The organism is Rickettsia sp. Tenjiku01, assembly GCF_001653015.1.
GTDB classification, from domain to species: domain Bacteria; phylum Pseudomonadota; class Alphaproteobacteria; order Rickettsiales; family Rickettsiaceae; genus Rickettsia; species Rickettsia rickettsii.
Map to the genome: position 1 here is coordinate 134,989 of NZ_BCMR01000003.1, position 17,946 is coordinate 152,934.

A 17,946-nucleotide genomic window follows, 5' to 3' on the forward strand; every position below is an offset into this window, starting at 1 on the left:
GAGCCATAGCACAACATCCTTAAAATAAATGCAAAATCAAGATTTCATACATACATTAAATCCAGAGCAGCAAAAAGCAGTGCTTCACACTGAAGGACCTCTTTTATTGCTTGCAGGTGCAGGGACAGGTAAAACAAAGGTACTTACCTCAAGAATAGCTAATATTATTCACCAAAATTTAGCCTCACCTCAAAATATTCTAGCCGTTACTTTTACTAATAAAGCTGCTAAAGAAATGGCTGAAAGAGTTAATAGTCTAATTAATTGCTATGGTCTTAATATAGGCACTTTCCACTCAATGGCCGCTAGGATATTACGTGACCAGATTGAGCATTTAAATCTTGGTTTAAATAATAGATTTACTATTATTAGTCATGATGATCAATTAAAACTAGTGAAAGATATAGTAAAGCTAAAAGATATTGATACTAAAAAATATGCTCCTAAATTAATACATATCATAATTTCTAGATGGAAAGATCAAGGATTATTACCAACTAAACTATCAGTATCAGATACTAATTTACCGCTGCAGAGGGTTGCAAAACTTGTATACGAAGAATATCAGAAAAATTTACTTATTTCTAATGTTTTAGATTTTGGAGATTTGCTACTTTATAATAATGAGCTTTTTATTAAAAACTCTGAAATACTAAGATATTACCAAGAAAAATATCGATATATTTTAATCGATGAATATCAAGACACTAACGTTGTCCAGTATTTATGGGCAAGAATGCTCGCAAGTTTATATAAAAATATTTGCTGTGTAGGGGATGATGATCAATCTATTTATGGTTGGCGAGGAGCAGAAGTCGGGAATATATTACGTTTTGAAAAAGATTTTGCAGGTGCAACAATTATTAAATTAGAGCAGAATTATAGATCAACTTTGCCAATACTTGCTGCTGCTTCCAATGTTATCAATAATAATAAAAACCGTCACGGTAAAACGTTATGGACGGATAGGGAAAACGGTGAAAAGATAAAAATTATCTCTTGTTGGAGTGATAAAGAAGAAGCAAGATATATAGCCGGTGAAATAGATAAGTTAGTGCGAGAAAACCGGTATAATGCCGGCAATATTGCAATATTAGTACGAGCCGGATTTCAAACAAGAAGTTTTGAGGAAGCGTTTATAAATAGTGCTATGCCTTATAAAATTATAGGCGGTTTGCGGTTCTATGAACGTATGGAAATAAGAGACGTGCTTGCTTATATCCGTATATCTTTGAATCAAAATGACAATCTAGCACTTGAGCGTATTATAAATGTGCCGAAAAGGGCAATAGGTGCAGCTAGCTTAAATAAAATTAGAGTCTATGCACTTGAGCGAAATATTTCTAATTTCGCAGCCATTAAAGAAATGCTAGAAATAGGTGAGATTAAAGCAAAATCATATGAATCTCTAAAAGATTTGGTTACTAAAATCGATAATTGGTACGAAAGATTTAGTATAGATGCTCCAATAAACGTAGTTAAAGCAATACTTGATGATTCCGGTTATCTTGAAATGCTTCAAGAAGAAAAAACCGAAGAAGCATTCGGTAGAATCGAAAATATTAACGAAATGCTTAGAGCTATTGCTGAATTTAACGATGTTCATGATTTTATCGAACATTCAAGCTTAGTTATGGAAAATGAAGTGCTTGAAACCAATTACGGTGGCTCTGTTACTATAATGACCCTGCACGCAGCTAAAGGGCTGGAGTTTGACGTGGTATTTTTACCGGGCTGGGAAGAGGGGGTATTTCCGTCTCAAAGATCTCTAGACGAAGACGGCGAAAAAGGCTTAGAAGAAGAACGCCGCATTGCTTATGTTGGTATTACGAGAGCCAAAAAAGACCTCTACATTACTCATGCTGAAAGCAGAAAAATATTTTATGAAATAGTCCGTTCTTACCCTTCAAGGTTCATAACTGAAATCCCTGATGAAATTACGATCAGGACCTCTTCTATGAAAAAATACAATTCTTTTTATAAGTTTTAATTAATTTTCATTCATAAATTTTAAATTGGTTTGCCATAGATTTAAGTGAGTCTCAAGTAGAGCAGATGAACGACGAAAAACGTAATGGCTTAAGCGAAGATGAAGTGATGGATATTAAAAAACCATTAGAAAAAGTTATGTTAGAATTAGCTGACCAAAAAATATCTAAAGCATAATATAGAGAGAAATTAATAGATAAAACATTAGATAACCTTAAAGAAAATGTTTCAGAAACAACATTAGGTAACTACAGAAAATTTCTTACTAAAAATACTACCCCTAAACTTGATAAACAAGAACAAATTAATGATCCAAAACAAGTAGAAGCATTAACACAAGCAGCATTAAAGATAGCTGAATTTTTAAAAATTACTTTTCAAACAAATGAAAAAGAAGCAAAAGCTTTATCGTCTATTAATGAGTTAGGAGTAAATGAGCCTAATATAATTAAAACTTTATTACCAGTGATAAGTAAACTACCGTCTGAAAAAATGATAGAGCAAGGTAAAGAAATTATCAAGAATTTTGCCCCATTACTTGCAATTCTGTACTTGTTAATGGTACTAAAAGAGTATTAGCAGAGTTAAATCCTGGATATTTAAGGAACACACGGATGGGGGGAGAAAAGTATAGCATTAGCATTACAAAGAGTAACCAAACCTAAGCTATGGCAAAGAATAGTAGCAGTTTTTACCGGTACGGATTATGCTTAAAAAAATATAGATAAAGCATTTGCTAACTTTGAAAAAAGTAATAGTTTACATATAGAAACGAAAAATTTGTCGGAAGAACTACAAAGAGAAAAACAAGCACCAAATATTGTAAAGCAAAATAAAACAATACCCCAAGGTTATAAGTCTTCTATATCAACCCCTATATCTCATGTTGAAAACCTTAATAAAAGTAGAGAGAGTGGGCAACAGTCAGGGCATAGTGAAGTAGTGATTTATATGATAATATAGTTGCGAATTGTTAAAAAGTTTGATAATTTAGTTCATTATATCAAATAACTTAATAATGAGTATTATATGGCAGAGATTATAACTAATATAGATAATACTATTAAAAAAAACGATGAAGTGACTGAGATATTGGCTGCAGTAAAAGATAAAATAGTTGATATAAAAAACGTAGATAGGAGATTAGATACTTTGAATAAAAATATTGTTACTTCCGATCCTATTCAACAATATTTACAATCTGAAGAATATATCACTAGTACGCTCGAAGTACTTGCCAGTAAAATTATTAGTGAAGTTGTAGAAAATAAAGATATACAAAAATTAGTAGATAACTTGCATATCAATTTAGGACAAGATATAAAACTAATACCTAGTGTAGCAGATAAGCTAAAGTTTGATGTCGCAAGGGCTGAAGCAGCACTTAAGGGTTTTGTACTCCCTCTAAATCAAGGAGGACCTTTTGATGCATTATCATTGATGGGTATAGCAGATAAAGAAGAAATCTTTGCCAATCCTATAAGAGCAACTAAAGAAGCATTAATAGCCGTAAGCGGCAAGTCTATACCTAAAGAGCAATATGCACAGGCTGTAAAAGATCAAGCTATAGAAATCTTAAAACAAGATCCTAAAAATACTCCAGACAAACTTGAGAAATATGAAAAATTTATTATGCAAGGAGATAAAAACCAGAAATTTAATAAAAATAGTAAGCAGTTTATCCCAAGAGTAAATCAATTATCTCAAGTGGAATTTAAGGCATTACAAAATGCAGCCACTTATACGGTACAGCAGATTAGTAATAGATTAGAAAAAAATAATAAAATTAGTAAGCAATTAGAACAAATTATTATACTTACTAACTCATCAGGCATAAAGAATCCTGAAATAATAAGGGAATTAAATAAGTTAGATTCTACTTATCTAACTGAGAATAGTACTAAAATAGCCACTGAATTAAAAGATGTTAATGATAGAGGTACTTCTTTATGGGAAAAATTTAAGCAGATATTTACAGGTAGAAACTATTTGGAAAAAAGATTAGGAAAAGTTGTAGATACATATATTACTCTGAGTGATGGATATGTAGTGAAGACAATTAATGATAAAATCTTTTCAAATGCTTTAACAAATCCTGACATTGCTGCAGGTCTCACAAAATTTTTAAATGAAAATAAAGATAAAGTAGCAACTAATCCTGAATTTAAAAATTTAATTCCTGTTACGGGTAAGCCTATTATAGTTCAACCGCAACAAATTAATAATTTTAATTTAGCGGAACTCAGAAAAATCAATCCAACAGCATTTGATAAAACCATATTTGAAGATTCAATAAAACTAAGAAGTTCTAATATACAACCTCCGCAAATCACTCCTAATCCTTCTACTAAAAATCAAGAAGCAGTAAGAAGAAAGGGTTAAATTTTAATATAACTTCATCATTGTGAGGAGGCGTTGTTACATTGCTTCTATGTCATTCGCGCGAAAGCGGGAATCTAGATTTTTTATTGTCACCCCGTGGCGTGACCACGGGGTCTTGTATCACCAGCTGAGTCCTAAGATACCGCGATCAAGTTGCAGTATGACATTAAAGGTTACTAGATTGCTGCTTTCGCAGAAATGACATCAGAACATAAAGATTTAGGTGAGATGCTTAAATACTCCTCTTTCCATAATTCATTATAAAGAATAGGATCGATATTACTGCCTGAGATTAGTACTAGTAATTTTTGAGGTTTGGATTGTGTTTTTAAAAAATTTACCACTGAAACCATGTTTATACTACTTGACGGCTCGCATATTACTTTAAGTAAATGAGTAAGCCACGCCGTCCAGTAATATATTTCATATTCTTCTGCTAAATAAAAATCATCAAGTTTTTTCAGATATTCAAATGTACGAGCTGATATACTCAAGGTTTTAAGACCGTCTGCAATAGTATTTGGAGCATAGTTAAATCTATATATTTTATTATCTTTAACAGATAAATAAGCATCATTGGCATTTAAAGGTTCTGAACCTATTAACAAGCTTGTCGGTGATATTAATTCCTTGGCAAGATATGTGCCGGAAATTAAACCGCCGCCGCCGCAAGAGGCAAAAATAGCATCAGGACTAAAACCTAGCTGCTGTAATGCTTCATAGCATAACGTGCCTGCTCCTGCTATTGTAGAATCACTATCGGAAGGATGCATATAGTAAAATCCTTGCTTTTCATCTTCTTTTGCTTTTTCTTCCGCTTCTTGTCGAGTATATGTATATATAACTTCACCGCCGTAATAAAGAGTTGCTTGCTGTTTTACTTTTAAAGTATTTAACGGTAAATAAATCCTTGTTTTAATACCGAATAATTTACTCGCATAAGCAAGACCGATTCCATGGTTACCCGTACTATAACCGACTATTTTATCAGGTAATTTTCCTTGCTCTCTTAATTCTAATAAATGATTTAACACGCCTCTAACTTTAAATGCACCGGTTTTTTGTAATGATTCAACCTTAAAAAAAATCTCATGACCGAGCATCTCATTTAAGCTTTCAGAGTAAACGATCGGAGTTAAATGTAGATATTGTTTTATTCTATTATGTGCGGCTGCTACATTTTGAGGAGGTTGTAGTAATAAGTTCATAAATATAATTAATAATGGTAGCTTGAAATCAGGTTGATGCTATATTATATAGTTAATAATTAGAAATTTTAAAAGGTTTTAATTGATGCATAAAAAATCCCTTCCGTTAATGGCACTGAGAGATATGGTAGTATTCCCGGGAGTAATTGCTCCTATTTTTGTGGGTAGGCCAAAATCGTTGCAAGCACTCTCTCATACTACCATTTCCGAGGAAGATAATAGTAAATATATTTTAGTAACTTTACAGAAAAAATTTGATCAAGAAAACCCTAGTACACACGAACTTTATAACACAGCTATACTTGCCAAGATTATCCAAATAGTGAAGCTGCCTAATAATACGGCAAAAATCTTAATAGAAGCAGTAGCAAGAGTAAAGCTAAGCAATATCAAAGGCGAGGAAGCTTTTGAAGCAAATTATGAAATTATTCCAGATGAAGAAATATTTGACGTTAATAACATGCGTTCACTCGTTGATAATGCAGTACAACTATTTAGTAAATATGCGATTAATGATAAGAAAGTTAATTCAGAAATTATTGAAACTATCAATAAAGAAATAAGTAATAGCACTAATTTCATAGATATTATAAATATATTAGCCTCACATTTGATAACTTCACTTGAGGCAAAGCAGCATTTATTAGAAGAAACTAGTCCTTTTAAGCGTATTACTACGGTTATTAGTACTCTTACTTCCAATATAGTAAATTCAGAAACCGAGCAGGCATTGCAACAAAGAGTAAGAAAGCAAATCGAAAAAACGCAGCGTGATTATTATCTGCACGAACAAATGAAAGCTATTCAAAAAGAGCTTGATGAAGATAAATCAGAACTTGCCGATATTGAGAAAAAAATTAAAAGTTTAAAATTATCAAAAGAAGCAAAAGAAAAAGCTGAGGCTGAACTTAAGAAACTCCGTACCATGAACCAAATGTCAGCGGAGTCGGGAGTAACGCGTAACTATCTTGAGACATTGCTTAGCCTGCCTTGGGGTAAGTATGATAATAGCAAAATAGATATTAACCAAGCAGAGAAAATTTTAAATCGTGACCATTTTGGACTCGAAAAAGTTAAAGAACGAATTATAGAATATTTAGCGGTATTACAGCGTTCAAGTAAAATTAGAGGACCTATATTATGTTTAATAGGTCCGCCAGGGGTCGGTAAAACTTCACTTGTAAAATCTATTGCCGAAGGAATGGGCAGAAAATATACTAAACTTGCGCTCGGCGGTGTTAGAGACGAAGCAGAAATCAGAGGGCATAGAAAAACTTACCTTGGATCAATGCCCGGTAAGATTTTAGGTCAACTTAAGAAAGTGAAGACTAGTAATCCTGTAATGCTGCTTGATGAAATCGATAAAATGAGTTCTGATTTTAGAGGTGATCCGGCATCCGCTTTGCTTGAGGTATTAGACCCTGAGCAGAATAGTCACTTTGTTGATCATTATCTAGAAGTAGAATTTGATCTATCAAATGTAATATTTATTGCTACTGCTAACTCTTATGATTTACCTAGAGCTTTAAGTGATAGAATGGAAAAAATATATATTTCCGGTTATGTAGAGGAAACAAAGCTCCAAATTGCCAGAAATTATTTAGTTCCAAAACAATTTAAAATGCATAAAATCAAAAAAGATGAAATTACTATATCCGAGACGGCAATTTTGGATTTAATTAGATATTATACCAAGGAATCAGGTGTAAGAGCTTTAGAGCGTGAAATAGGGGCATTAACTAGAAAAGCATTAAAGCAGATTTTAGCAGATAAAAGTATTAAGCATATCGCCATAGATAGTAATCATCTTGAAGAATTTTTAGGAGCTAAGAAATATAATTTCGGGCTTGCCGAGAAAGAAGATCAAATAGGAAGTACTACGGGACTTGCTTACACTGAAGTAGGCGGGGAGCTTTTAACTATAGAGGCTTTAGCATTTCCAGGGAAAGGTGAAATAAAGACCACCGGAAAACTCGGTGATGTTATGAAAGAATCGGCAATGGCTGCCTATAGTTGTTTTAGAAGCAGAGCAACAAATTTTGGATTAAAGTACGACAATTATAAAGATTTTGATATTCACATTCACGTACCGGCCGGAGCTATTCCAAAAGATGGACCGTCTGCCGGCTGTGCTTTGTTTACGACTATTGTTTCGTTGATGACTAAAATACCCGTACATTGTACTGTAGCAATGACCGGTGAAATTACTTTAAGAGGCAATGTTTTACCTATAGGTGGTCTTAAAGAGAAGTTACTTGCTGCAAGTAGGGGAGGTATTAAAACCGTGTTGATTCCTGAAGAAAATGTCAAAGATTTGAAAGATATACCGCCGAATATAAAAGAAAGCCTAGAAATTATATCTGTATCAAATATTGATCAAGTACTTAAGCATGCTTTGGTAGGAACACCGATAAATAAATAGAGATTTGTTAATAGTCAAAATATCATATATTAAATTAATGCAATCTATAGTAGATAATTCTTTTTGACTTTTCAATCAAAATGTGATTTTTCTTGCTTAATTCCTGACTATCTTGAATTCACCTATTATTATAGACTCTCTTCCTTACGTCTGTCACTAAATTGGGGGACTATATTATTGCGTGAATCAATTTCACCTCTGTCATCCCCGTGGCTTGACCACGGGATCCAGTTAAAAATACTAATAATTTTAGTATTTTTTATTGTTTTTATGGACCAGGGGTGTGACACAGTAATGCTGCTACTACTGCGGCAGCTACTCAAAGCAGCGTATCTGAGGTAGTAAAATCCATGCCTACAATAAAAGACAAAACAGCTTAGTTTATCTTTCTGCTTTCCAACTTTCATTGAGAAATTCCTTGAACTTAATTCTAAATACATAATTAAATTTTTACACTACCAAGTAACAATATTTTTTTGGTACAGTGTCGTTCAGAAAGCTTGATACAAGTGAATTTTCTGACATGCGCCTTTGCTCACGTACTTTTGTACGTTCTCGTCAATTCATCTTGTCTAAAGCTTTCTGAATCTAGCTCTACCTGCTTCTATTTTATTATTGTAAAAAAGTTGCTACAAATTATTAATTAAATATATTAATATTAATGAAAGAATCAAAAATATTAAGAAAATTTTTAGCAACGGCATCATTATGCGGAACATTATTCACTAGCTCTAATACTGCAGGAGCCACAATTCCTAATCTCGGTAGCGTAAGCTTGAGTACCGGCGCCGGTCTTGTAGGAGGAGTATTTAATAACGGCAATATTTATTCAAAGGGCTTGGAATTAAAATATCGGCAGATAAAACAAATGCTGTTATTGGCGGGATAAATACATTAATTAATAGCACTACCTGTTTTTGGTGGGGTTGAGGGAAGTCAAAATGTATCAATAGGTGCTCTTAGTGCAACAGTAGGTCTTACTCCTAATTTCACTCCTCTTAAATTTATTAATAATAATGTTATGTCAATTGTTACCGGAGTCGGTAATCAAACATTTAGTAATATAGATTACGCCGGTAAGAATTCTACTTGACAAATTAATAACGGTTTAAATATTACAACTCAGATAGATAATACGGTAGCTGGCAATAACGGTACAATAACATTTGTAGGTACGGGTACTATATCAAATCACATAGGTCTCACTAACTCTCTTGCCGGAATAAATGTAGGAAACGGGGAAGCACAGATTTATATGTCCGGAGCAGGTAATATTACAATTAATGCTGCATAACTCTATACTTACTCTTTTTGACGGTAATATAACAACGTTAACGGGTAATATAAATAATACTACCGGCGTTGACGGTCAAGGGATACTAAATCTAGCTCATGATCTTGGTAGTAGTAACATAATAACAGGCGATATAGGTAATATAGGCTCATTAGCCGCAGTAAATGTTTTACTTGGGTCGGCAACACTTAATTCTACAATATTAAAAGCTACTAATATTAATTTACAAAGTAATACGTCCGTACTTAATTTAGATGACGACATAACGGTTACGGGTAATATAGACGGTGCTAAAGGAGTAAACGGTATAGGGCATGCTATACTTAACGGAAATATAAATAATTTCAATATACTGCAGTGTAATGGACGTAACGGTAAGATTCTTGATTTACAAAGTAATACTACGGTAAATAGTATTGTTTTTGCAGATAGTGTTTTAGCTTTGGGAACTATAAGTGTTAACAGTCTATTAGATGTAGGAGGTATTACTTTTAATAATAGTAATGCTAGCGGCGGTACTTTAATAATAAATACCGAAAATACAATCAATGTTGCATTATTAAACGCTATAAAAGCAAAAATACAAATAAATGCTAATTTAACAATCAATGATCCAAGTGCCGGAGATATAGGTGATATTAGAATAGCGGATAATACGACATATACAATAGATGCAGCAAATGGGAATGTAAATTTGCTAAAATAATAATTTAAACAAATCTGGCAATGATGAATATGGAATAGTGAAAATAGGAGCAATCACAAAATACCTAACCATAGCAAATAACGGTGGACCTTATACTATAGAATACCCATCGCCTTAAGAATTTCATAGTAGACGGAGCAGGTGCTGTCGTAGTCGATAAGGTATTTACGCAGTTACTTAGTATGAATAGCAGGTAACATTTAACCAAGCTTTAGACCTAGGCGCGGGTGGTAACATATTATTTAGAGCAGATGGTGAGTTAATAGTAAATGGTGTGACCAGTTCAGTTACGACCTCTGCAAATAACCAAGGCACACTGACAATACAAAGCGGTAATGTTAACGGTACGATTGGAGCTAACGGCAGCAGCTTAAAACTCGTAAATATCGGAGCAACCCCCATTACGTTCTCAGCTAATGTATTTGTTGTAGCTTTAAATAAGAATGGCTCTATCTTAGCTTTAGCAGATGGGGTTACGCTAACCGGTAGCGTAGGAGCAAATGGAGCAGTACTTAGCACCGGCGGTGTAGGCGGTACATTGAATTTGATAGGTGACGGTAATGTAACGCAAAATATAGGTACGGATGCTGCAAATAGCCCTGCTAATGCTAATATAAATATCCCTAACTTTACTTAATTCAGTAATATCCATTGCGGCAATTAATTTTTGTGCTTCTGCGGTATTTTCTTTCTGTATAGTTCTTATTAATTCTTGATTTGAGGGTTGAAACCATCTAAACATAATTATTTTCTTATTATATTCTATAAATTTTAATATTTTATTAAAAATGAGCTTATAGATAGAATCATAATAAGAAGTTTTAAGAATACAATAGAAATTTAACTAAAAGTGCGAACAAATGAGTTGAGGTTACTTTAAGGAATATACAAAGTTAGTTTTTTATAATATTTAAAATTCGGAATTTAAAAGAGTTTAACATAACAATTAAAACAAAAGGCGAATAAAAGGAGCATATGAATTTTTTAGAAAACGATAGGAAATCCCGAAACCTGAAAGGGCTTGGCGAGAGTGACGGGACTCGAACCCGCGACCTTCTGCGTGACAGGCAGATGCTCTAACCAACTGAGCTACACCCCCTTATATCCTCTTCTGCTTTTAAGAATTGCTCTTTCATTTTATCAAGGATTGCATCTTCATCTATTAAGTATAGGCTGCGGGTGCTCACCTCTCAAAATAAAATTCAATTCTTGAAATCATTTGAGTATACGTAAAAGATAACAATGTATATAACAATTCTTCTATTTCTGCAAGAGTAAAATATCGTATTTTATCAAAAAATATACAGAACCTAACATCTAGCTTATTCCTAATATTATAATTACTAGATATCTCTATTAATCCAAATTAGTCACTACTAGTTGAAGCCTTGAAAATTATTATACTTTTTAAGGCCTTTGTTAAAAAAGAAAAACCTAGTGGTTACATTTATATTAATAAAGTCTTACTTTATTAAAAATTATTAGAGGTTTTATATGACTAAACCATGTGTCATTAAATTAACTACTCCTTTTGAGCGTATTAAACTTTATAATCCTATACCCGAGATATTGCGCTTAGAAGTGCTATTATTATGCAGGCAATAATAGATGCAACTAATACTTCTACCAAGAAAGAGGCAACAAAAGTTGAATATAACGCTAAAAAATGGCTTTTTGAAAATAATGAAAATTTTAATGCTACCTGCTTAGAAATTGGCATTGAGCCTAATTATGTAAGAAAGACTGCTAAAAAACTAATTAAATCGCAACAAAATAAGGATAAGTGTCCTAAACTCTACGGCTAAAGTTTAAATAAATTAATTTGTAATAAAACTTGAAATTACTCTAAATATAAATTAATTGTATAGGTGTTACTTAGTAACGCCTATATATTAATTATTTCAGATTATAAAGGTTATTTATGATTATTTCAGTTTCAGGTCAACATATTTCTATCGGTAATAATTTACAAGAATATTCAAAAGAGAGGGCTACGCAAGTCGTTAAAAAATATTTTACCGATATAATAAATATAGATATACATTTTTCAAAAGAAGGAATTAATTTTAAATGTGATATTATAGTAAAATATGGCTCCGGTAAACATAATGTAGTCAAAAGTAATGATAGTTGTAGCGATATATATGTAGCTTTTGATAAAGCTATGTCAAAACTAGAAAAACAGTTTAGAAAATATAAATCAAAATTCAAAAATCATCATGCGGGTAAAGTAAAAATATCAGAAATTGCTTACGAAGGTACCAAATATATTATTAATCCGCAATCTGATAGTGAAACCTCTAACGCCGAAGATAATGATAATCCGGCAATTATCGCTGAAAAGCCTGTAGAAATATTAAAATTATCAGTAAAAGAAGCGGTAATGAAAATGGATTTAGAAGATTTACCTGCAGTAGTATTTAAAAATATAAATAATGATCGTATCAATATAGTTTATTATCGTAAAGATGGTAATATTTCTTGGGTCGATTATAATTAATGCTCATTATCCCTTACAAAGGAGTTACGCCAAGAATCGATAAAAGTGCATATATTGCTGAAAGCAGCTCTTTAATAGTAGATGTTGAAATAGGTAGTAATTCAAGCATTTGGTTTAATACGGTTCTTAGAGGTGACGTTGAATCGATAAACATAGGAAATAATACTAACGTACAAGACGGTAGTGTAATTCATGCTTCAAGGTTTAACGGACCGGTAGAGCAATAGGCGATAATATAACTATCGGTCATCTCTCTCTTATTCATCCCTGTACAATACATAATAATGCTTTTATTGGTATGAGTGCTACGATAATGGATTATGCAGTAATAGAAGAATATGCTTTTATTGCTGCAGGCAGTCTTATCCTGCCAAAGAAGATAATTAAATCTCAAGAATTATGGATGGGATCCCCTGCAAAATTTGTTAGACATTTAACCGAAAGATTTAGAATATATGCAAGATAATGTAAGACATTATGTAGAACTTGCAAATATTTATAAGATACTCGTTTAATTTGAAAAATTGGCGTCGTCTATCTACTTTTTACGTATCAAGAGTATATAAGGAATCCTTAAATGCCTTAACCGTATTTTTAAGTAAAAACGCAATAGTCATCGGTCCGATGCCGCCTGGGACGGGAGTAATATATTGTACTTTAGACTGAACATTTTCAAAATCAACATCACCGATAATTTTATTGCTGCTAATTCTATTAATGCCTACATCAATTACTATAGATTCAGGATTAAAATATTCTGCAGTTAATTTTAAAGGTGAGCCTATTGCAGCAACGACAATATCGGCTTTAGAAGTAATAGAGCGTAAATTATGTGTCTTAGAATGACAAATAGTAACGCTGCAATTTTCTTTTAACAGTAAAGCACTTAAAGGTTTGCCTACTATATTTGAGCGTCCAATAATTACAACGTTTTTACCGGTTAAATTAGGTTCGTATTTTTTTATAGCTGCAAGACAACCAAGAGCAGTGCAAGGAATAAAGCCTTGACTAATTCCGCTATGTAAGTAACCGACATTTAAAGGGTGGAAACCATCGATATCTTTAGAAGGTGATACTGCCGATAAAATTTTATTTTTATCTATGGAGCTTGGCAAAGGAAGCTGAACTATAATTCCTGAAATCTCGTTATCAAGGTTTAACTCATTGATTTTTGATATTAAATCATTAGTATGAATAGTAGCAGGTAGATTTATTAATAAAGTATAAATTCCTATTTTATGTGCATTTTTTATTTTGTTTGTTACATAAATAATGCTTGCCGGATTATCGCCTACTAGGACTATAGCAAGCTTCGGTGAAGCGTTGGTTTGGCTTGTAAGTTCTTGAATTTCTAGCTTTAAGTCTGCTAGTATCTCATTGGCTAATGCTTTACCGTCAATTATATTATTCACTCTTATTTTTGTCTCCGTTCAGTTTTAACGTTATTGCAAGGAAATTACGTAAGTAATTGACGAAGCAATCTCAGGAGATTGTTATTGTTTCATGAGATTGTCACGCTCTCTACGGTTACTTGCAATGACGATCTCTTTATTTAGTCACGCCCTTACTTCTTTTCCCCGTATTTTTGGTAGTAGAATACTCAAAATGTAGAGCCTTGCCGTCAAATACTCTACTATAAGCATGATGAAGACTGCTTGCCGCTTCAGCAAAACCCGTAAGAATCAGCTTAAGCTTACCAACATAATGGGCAATATCGCCAATGGCGTAAATACCTTCTATATTAGTTTGATAATAGGAAGCGTCTACTTCAATATGGTGAAGCTTAACATTTAAACCCCAATTTGCTAAGCTACCTAAATCTTGTTTTAAACCAAAAAAAGGTAGTAATATATTGGCATCCAATTTGCGAGTATTATTTTGTAAATCTTTAACTATAACCGATTGAAGTTCACTATTATTACCATCTAAAGCATTTAATTGATAACCGGTTATTAACTCGATTTTATCGGTTTCTGCAATATGCCTTAATTGCCTTACGCTTTCAGGAGCTGCCGTAAATTTATCCCGCCTATGTACTAAATATATTTTATTTGCAATATCTGAAAGAGAAATAGCCCAGTCAACAGCCGAATCCCCGCCGCCTGCTATAACTATATTTTTACCCGCAAATTTGCTTTTATCATTGATGAAATAAAAAACTGACTTACTTTCAAAATCTTCAATATTCGCAAGGGGCGGTTTGTTTGGACCGAATGAACCTGCTCCTGCTGCAATAATAATAACTTTGCTTTTAATAAGAGTGTTTTTTGAGGTTTTAATTTCAAAAAAATCATCTTGTTTATTTAGCTCTATAGCTTGCTGATTTAAATGATATATAGGGTTAAAAGGAGCTGCTTGAAGTTCTAACTGTTTTATTAGCTCTTCTGCTGCAATTTTAGGATATGCCGGTATATCGTAAATAGGCTTTTCAGGATATAGGGTAATACACTGACCGCCGATAACTTCTTGTGCATCAATAACATGACACTTCATGCCAAGCATTCCTGCTTGAAAAACTGCAAATAATCCAACCGGACCGGCACCTATTATTACAACATCAGTATTATACATACTTTTTATATTTAAATTTTAAAAAGGATTTTATTGGATATTGAGGCAATAATCAATGGTTATGTGAGTATATTTATAGAAATCCAACACTTTCGCAGGGGGATTTTTAAAAACTGTCGGATATTATACTAGACGAGATGCATTTAAAGGTTGTGTTGCATTCCACTTTTCTTCTACGGGTTCTAATATATCCGCTTTTATCTCGGCTTTGTTTTGTAGCATACCGAATAATGAGATTTTTTTAGTATTTATATTTATAGGTAATATTTGTGCTTCCCTATCGCTTTTGGTAATTATAATGATTCTTTATCTGTTTGTAATTTTTCTATATAAAGAATCTATTTATAGCTAATTTGGGTTATATTCATTATATTTTAATGTAAAAAATAAAATTTAAAGAAAAACCAAAACAAATTCTGTGGGGAAGATATCATCAATTCATATTTAAATATAACCATTTCTTAAACTAGCCTTGTAAAATCGTTAAACTTTGTAAAAGATTAATAATAGAAATTAATTATTTTTATAATAAATTATGCAAATTAAGATTCTACGAAATATCATCGGTTTTATTATCTTAACTATAAGTACGGGCAATAGTTTTGCCTCCTTCACTAATGCTTTTTTCCGTGTTAGTGCGATGGTTTTACCGTCTTGTATAGTTCGGCTACTCCTTTAGCTTTCGGTACGTATGTTCCAACTGTCGATGCTCTGCAAACAAATACAATTATAATAAAGTGTACTTTAGGTACTAATTATACTGTTTCATTAAATGCCGGTACTGCACCTGCTGCTATAACTAGTACCCGTAAAATGACTGGTCTTGTTAACACTAATAGTTATTTACCTTATAATCTTTACTCCAATGCAGGGAGAACGCAAAATTGGGGAAATCAATCAAGTGACTGGGTAATGGGAACAGGACTAGATCAAACGCTCACAATATACGGCAAAATACCTCAAGGAGCAAATGTGCCTTCCGATACTTATAATGATACAATTACAATAATCGTGGCATATTGATATAAATATTTTTTAAGATTTCTACCTATCCTATCTATATTCTTGATTTTTAATTCTTTTGCCAGTGCCACTATCGTACCTGTCAATATATAGTAATAGAATAGCAACTATGACGGTGCAAAATAATGATTATGCACCTAAAAAGTTTCAATTAATTCGTTTAAAGCGTACATATAAAGAAACTAAAGATTTAGTGGCAACTCCGGTAACATTTACCTTACATGATGGTACAATTGATACGGGTAGCTTTAAAAAACACACAGGAATTATTCTACTAAAGCAAAAGACTATAGAATTTTTATAAAAGAATTACCTCGTAGAGTGAAGTTAGAGAATAGTGTTACCTCCACCGTAGATCTTGTTGTTCAGCATAGTATACCTATAACAATATCAGGTTAAAAATCTTTAAAACTAAATAAATTAAAGCAATGTGCTTTTTAAAGACAATAATATCGGTTTTTATAGGTATTATTTTTTTATACCGGTGAGTTTTGCAGGTGGAGTTATCTCTGAATCTCTTGGCGATACTTCGCCTTGAATCGCAGCGGATACAAACGTACATGAAGGATCAGGAGTTAGGGTTATTGCCCCAATGACCTCTAACAGTAGAATTTGAGAATAGCGCTAATGAAATTGCGGGTGAGAGTGAATTGATGGTTTCGTTAGAAGTTAATTATACCGAAACCGATATATTGCCGACTATAGTGCAAAACGCTCACGGTCATTATTTAATTCCTCTTGAAGATATAGAACATTTTGATGTTCAAGAAGATTATCTTAAGCAGGGTTTAGTGAATTATCATGATACTGCATATATTAATTTAGATTTGCTTGAGGGTACTAAATATGATTTAAACTTTGAGCATTTAGATTTAAATATTACATTTCCAGCAGAAAAATGCAACCTCAATCATTTGATGCTTCAGGTGGTCCTATGAAGAACGTCGATACTAAACTTATTAGTGGGGTATATTTAAACTATGATGTGACTCTTAGTCCAAATGATGATATTAATTATTTAGCCGGAGTAGAGGAACTCAATTATTTCACTGAACACGGTGTATAGTTATAGTTTCTTATTTCAAACTGACGTCGTTAAATCAAATTTTTCTAAAATCACAAATACCACAAAAAACCAAAATAAATTTACACGTTTAGACACAAATTGGACATATGAGAATGTGGATAAGATGACTAATTGGTGGGTAGGGGTTAATAGCATAACTAAAGTGTCTTCTTGGTCTAATTCAACTAGATTTGCCGGTATTCAGTATGCTACTAATTTTGCAGTTAGACCGAATTTAGTTACCTATCTGTTACTGGATTTTAGAGGGAAATCAGAACTTCCAAGTAGTATAGAGATATTTTCAAATAGTATACCTATATATAATGCTAAAGCTCATATGGGGGATTTTGATATAACCAATATTCCGCGGTTATCACCGGTAGAGGTGATTTAATAGTTAAAACGCAAGATATAACCGGTAAGTTTAGACAATTACTATTCCTTATTACGCATCACCGAGCTTATTACGTCCCGGGCTTTCACATTTCTCTTACGAAGCAGGTTTTCAAAGACAAGATTTTACTATATATAGCAATGCTTATAAATATTTAGTTCTAAATACTGATTATATGCTTGGTATGAATGATTATTTAACAAGCGGCCGACATTTTGAATTTTTAAAAAATAATGGAGCAGTAGGGGTAACTAATAATTTAAAAATCGGAAATTTAGTATAGGCATTTCAGCTGCAAATAATATCAAAATTTCGGTCGCTGTCAAAGAATTAATTGCGGCTATACTTATGAATCGGAATATTTTGATATTAATAGTAATTTAGATTGGAA

Annotated in this window: 14 protein-coding genes, 1 tRNA gene and 4 pseudogenes; 15 read left to right on the forward strand and 4 right to left on the reverse strand. The window is 32.6% G+C overall.

Translation table 11 applies throughout. The features are described 5' to 3' along the window. Positions 1-28 precede the first annotated feature (28 nt). The 3 genes from pcrA to TENJIKU01_RS01135 all read left to right on the forward strand — a co-directional run bounded on the left by pcrA (position 29) and on the right by TENJIKU01_RS01135 (position 4,371). Positions 29-1,990 (forward strand): DNA helicase PcrA, encoded by a 1,962-nt coding sequence (pcrA, locus tag TENJIKU01_RS01120; protein ID WP_064428884.1) that lies wholly within the window; start codon positions 29-31, stop codon positions 1,988-1,990. A 779-nt stretch (positions 1,991-2,769) separates the two neighbouring features. Beyond that, on the forward strand, positions 2,770-2,952 hold the full coding sequence (locus TENJIKU01_RS01130) for a hypothetical protein (protein ID WP_064428885.1): 183 nt from the start codon (positions 2,770-2,772) through the stop codon (positions 2,950-2,952). Between the two features lie 66 nt (positions 2,953-3,018). Then, on the forward strand, positions 3,019-4,371 hold the full coding sequence (locus TENJIKU01_RS01135) for a hypothetical protein (RefSeq protein WP_064428886.1): 1,353 nt from the start codon (positions 3,019-3,021) through the stop codon (positions 4,369-4,371). Between the two features lie 176 nt (positions 4,372-4,547). Here the strand turns inward: TENJIKU01_RS01135 and TENJIKU01_RS01140 are convergent, their stop codons facing one another. Then, the gene (locus tag TENJIKU01_RS01140) at positions 4,548-5,579 is read right to left on the reverse strand and encodes a serine/threonine dehydratase (protein WP_064428887.1); all 1,032 of its coding nucleotides are present in this window, start codon (positions 5,577-5,579) and stop codon (positions 4,548-4,550) included. A gap of 85 nt (positions 5,580-5,664) precedes the next feature. Here TENJIKU01_RS01140 and lon point away from each other — a divergent pair, with 85 nt between their 5' ends. The 4 genes from lon (at position 5,665) to TENJIKU01_RS09360 (ending at position 10,638) form a co-directional block, all read left to right on the forward strand. Beyond that, the gene (gene lon / locus TENJIKU01_RS01145) at positions 5,665-8,001 is read left to right on the forward strand and encodes an endopeptidase La (protein ID WP_064428888.1); all 2,337 of its coding nucleotides are present in this window, start codon (positions 5,665-5,667) and stop codon (positions 7,999-8,001) included. 661 nt (positions 8,002-8,662) lie between these two features. After that, entirely contained in the window at positions 8,663-8,890 is a 228-nt protein-coding gene (locus TENJIKU01_RS01150) for a hypothetical protein (protein WP_016916781.1), read from the forward strand. Positions 8,891-9,284: 394 nt separating this feature from the next. After that, positions 9,285-10,001 (forward strand): hypothetical protein, encoded by a 717-nt coding sequence (locus TENJIKU01_RS09075; protein ID WP_179945606.1) that lies wholly within the window; start codon positions 9,285-9,287, stop codon positions 9,999-10,001. A gap of 274 nt (positions 10,002-10,275) precedes the next feature. After that, positions 10,276-10,638 carry a cell surface protein gene (locus tag TENJIKU01_RS09360; protein ID WP_172795006.1) on the forward strand — a complete coding sequence of 121 codons (363 nt, stop codon included), beginning with the start codon at positions 10,276-10,278 and terminating at the stop codon, positions 10,636-10,638. 385 nt (positions 10,639-11,023) lie between these two features. Here the strand turns inward: TENJIKU01_RS09360 and TENJIKU01_RS01165 are convergent. Then, positions 11,024-11,100, reverse strand: a tRNA-Asp gene (locus TENJIKU01_RS01165). 395 nt (positions 11,101-11,495) lie between these two features. On the opposite strand from TENJIKU01_RS01165, the pseudogene TENJIKU01_RS01170 reads away from it, so the two are divergent. The 3 genes and pseudogenes from TENJIKU01_RS01170 (at position 11,496) to TENJIKU01_RS09365 (ending at position 13,016) form a co-directional block, all read left to right on the forward strand. Beyond that, a pseudogene (locus TENJIKU01_RS01170) lies at positions 11,496-11,806 on the forward strand (hypothetical protein). Between the two features lie 116 nt (positions 11,807-11,922). Continuing rightward, positions 11,923-12,501 carry a ribosome hibernation-promoting factor, HPF/YfiA family gene (hpf, locus tag TENJIKU01_RS01175; RefSeq protein ID WP_064428889.1) on the forward strand — a complete coding sequence of 193 codons (579 nt, stop codon included), beginning with the start codon at positions 11,923-11,925 and terminating at the stop codon, positions 12,499-12,501. Continuing rightward, positions 12,501-13,016: pseudogene (locus tag TENJIKU01_RS09365) on the forward strand (gamma carbonic anhydrase family protein). Before hpf ends, TENJIKU01_RS09365 begins: the two are co-directional and overlap by 1 nt. A gap of 30 nt (positions 13,017-13,046) precedes the next feature. Here the strand turns inward: TENJIKU01_RS09365 and folD are convergent. Together folD and TENJIKU01_RS01195 are read right to left on the reverse strand one after the other, a co-directional pair. Continuing rightward, positions 13,047-13,913 (reverse strand): bifunctional methylenetetrahydrofolate dehydrogenase/methenyltetrahydrofolate cyclohydrolase FolD, encoded by an 867-nt coding sequence (gene folD, locus TENJIKU01_RS01190; protein ID WP_064428891.1) that lies wholly within the window; start codon positions 13,911-13,913, stop codon positions 13,047-13,049. A gap of 152 nt (positions 13,914-14,065) precedes the next feature. Continuing rightward, positions 14,066-15,072, reverse strand: a pseudogene (locus TENJIKU01_RS01195) (NAD(P)/FAD-dependent oxidoreductase). A 654-nt stretch (positions 15,073-15,726) separates the two neighbouring features. On the opposite strand from TENJIKU01_RS01195, the gene TENJIKU01_RS01200 reads away from it, so the two are divergent. From TENJIKU01_RS01200 to TENJIKU01_RS09370, 5 genes and pseudogenes are all read left to right on the forward strand, one after another. Then, a complete protein-coding gene (locus TENJIKU01_RS01200; RefSeq protein ID WP_064428893.1) occupies positions 15,727-16,095 on the forward strand; it encodes a spore coat U domain-containing protein in 369 nt (122 codons plus the stop codon). 109 nt (positions 16,096-16,204) lie between these two features. Further along, positions 16,205-16,494, forward strand: a pseudogene (locus tag TENJIKU01_RS08775) (molecular chaperone). A 254-nt stretch (positions 16,495-16,748) separates the two neighbouring features. Continuing rightward, the gene (locus tag TENJIKU01_RS01210) at positions 16,749-17,033 is read left to right on the forward strand and encodes a hypothetical protein (RefSeq protein ID WP_227779801.1); all 285 of its coding nucleotides are present in this window, start codon (positions 16,749-16,751) and stop codon (positions 17,031-17,033) included. Continuing rightward, positions 17,030-17,161 carry a hypothetical protein gene (locus TENJIKU01_RS01215; protein ID WP_012150834.1) on the forward strand — a complete coding sequence of 44 codons (132 nt, stop codon included), beginning with the start codon at positions 17,030-17,032 and terminating at the stop codon, positions 17,159-17,161. Before TENJIKU01_RS01210 ends, TENJIKU01_RS01215 begins: the two co-directional genes overlap by 4 nt. Before the next feature lie 115 nt (positions 17,162-17,276). Next, complete coding sequence (locus TENJIKU01_RS09370) at positions 17,277-17,555, forward strand: hypothetical protein (protein ID WP_227779802.1); 279 nt, start codon at positions 17,277-17,279, stop codon at positions 17,553-17,555. Positions 17,556-17,946 lie beyond the last annotated feature (391 nt).

Coding starts and splice junctions, on each gene's coding strand:
- pcrA (WP_064428884.1), top strand. CDS start 29: ATGCAAAATCAAGATTTCATACATACATTAAATCCAGAGCAGCAAAAA.
- TENJIKU01_RS01135 (WP_064428886.1), top strand. CDS start 3,019: ATGGCAGAGATTATAACTAATATAGATAATACTATTAAAAAAAACGAT.
- TENJIKU01_RS01140 (WP_064428887.1), bottom strand. CDS start 5,579: ATGAACTTATTACTACAACCTCCTCAAAATGTAGCAGCCGCACATAAT.
- lon (WP_064428888.1), top strand. CDS start 5,665: ATGCATAAAAAATCCCTTCCGTTAATGGCACTGAGAGATATGGTAGTA.
- TENJIKU01_RS01150 (WP_016916781.1), top strand. CDS start 8,663: ATGAAAGAATCAAAAATATTAAGAAAATTTTTAGCAACGGCATCATTA.
- TENJIKU01_RS09075 (WP_179945606.1), top strand. CDS start 9,285: ATGCTGCATAACTCTATACTTACTCTTTTTGACGGTAATATAACAACG.
- hpf (WP_064428889.1), top strand. CDS start 11,923: ATGATTATTTCAGTTTCAGGTCAACATATTTCTATCGGTAATAATTTA.
- TENJIKU01_RS01210 (WP_227779801.1), top strand. CDS start 16,749: ATGGTTTCGTTAGAAGTTAATTATACCGAAACCGATATATTGCCGACT.
- TENJIKU01_RS01215 (WP_012150834.1), top strand. CDS start 17,030: ATGAAGAACGTCGATACTAAACTTATTAGTGGGGTATATTTAAACTAT.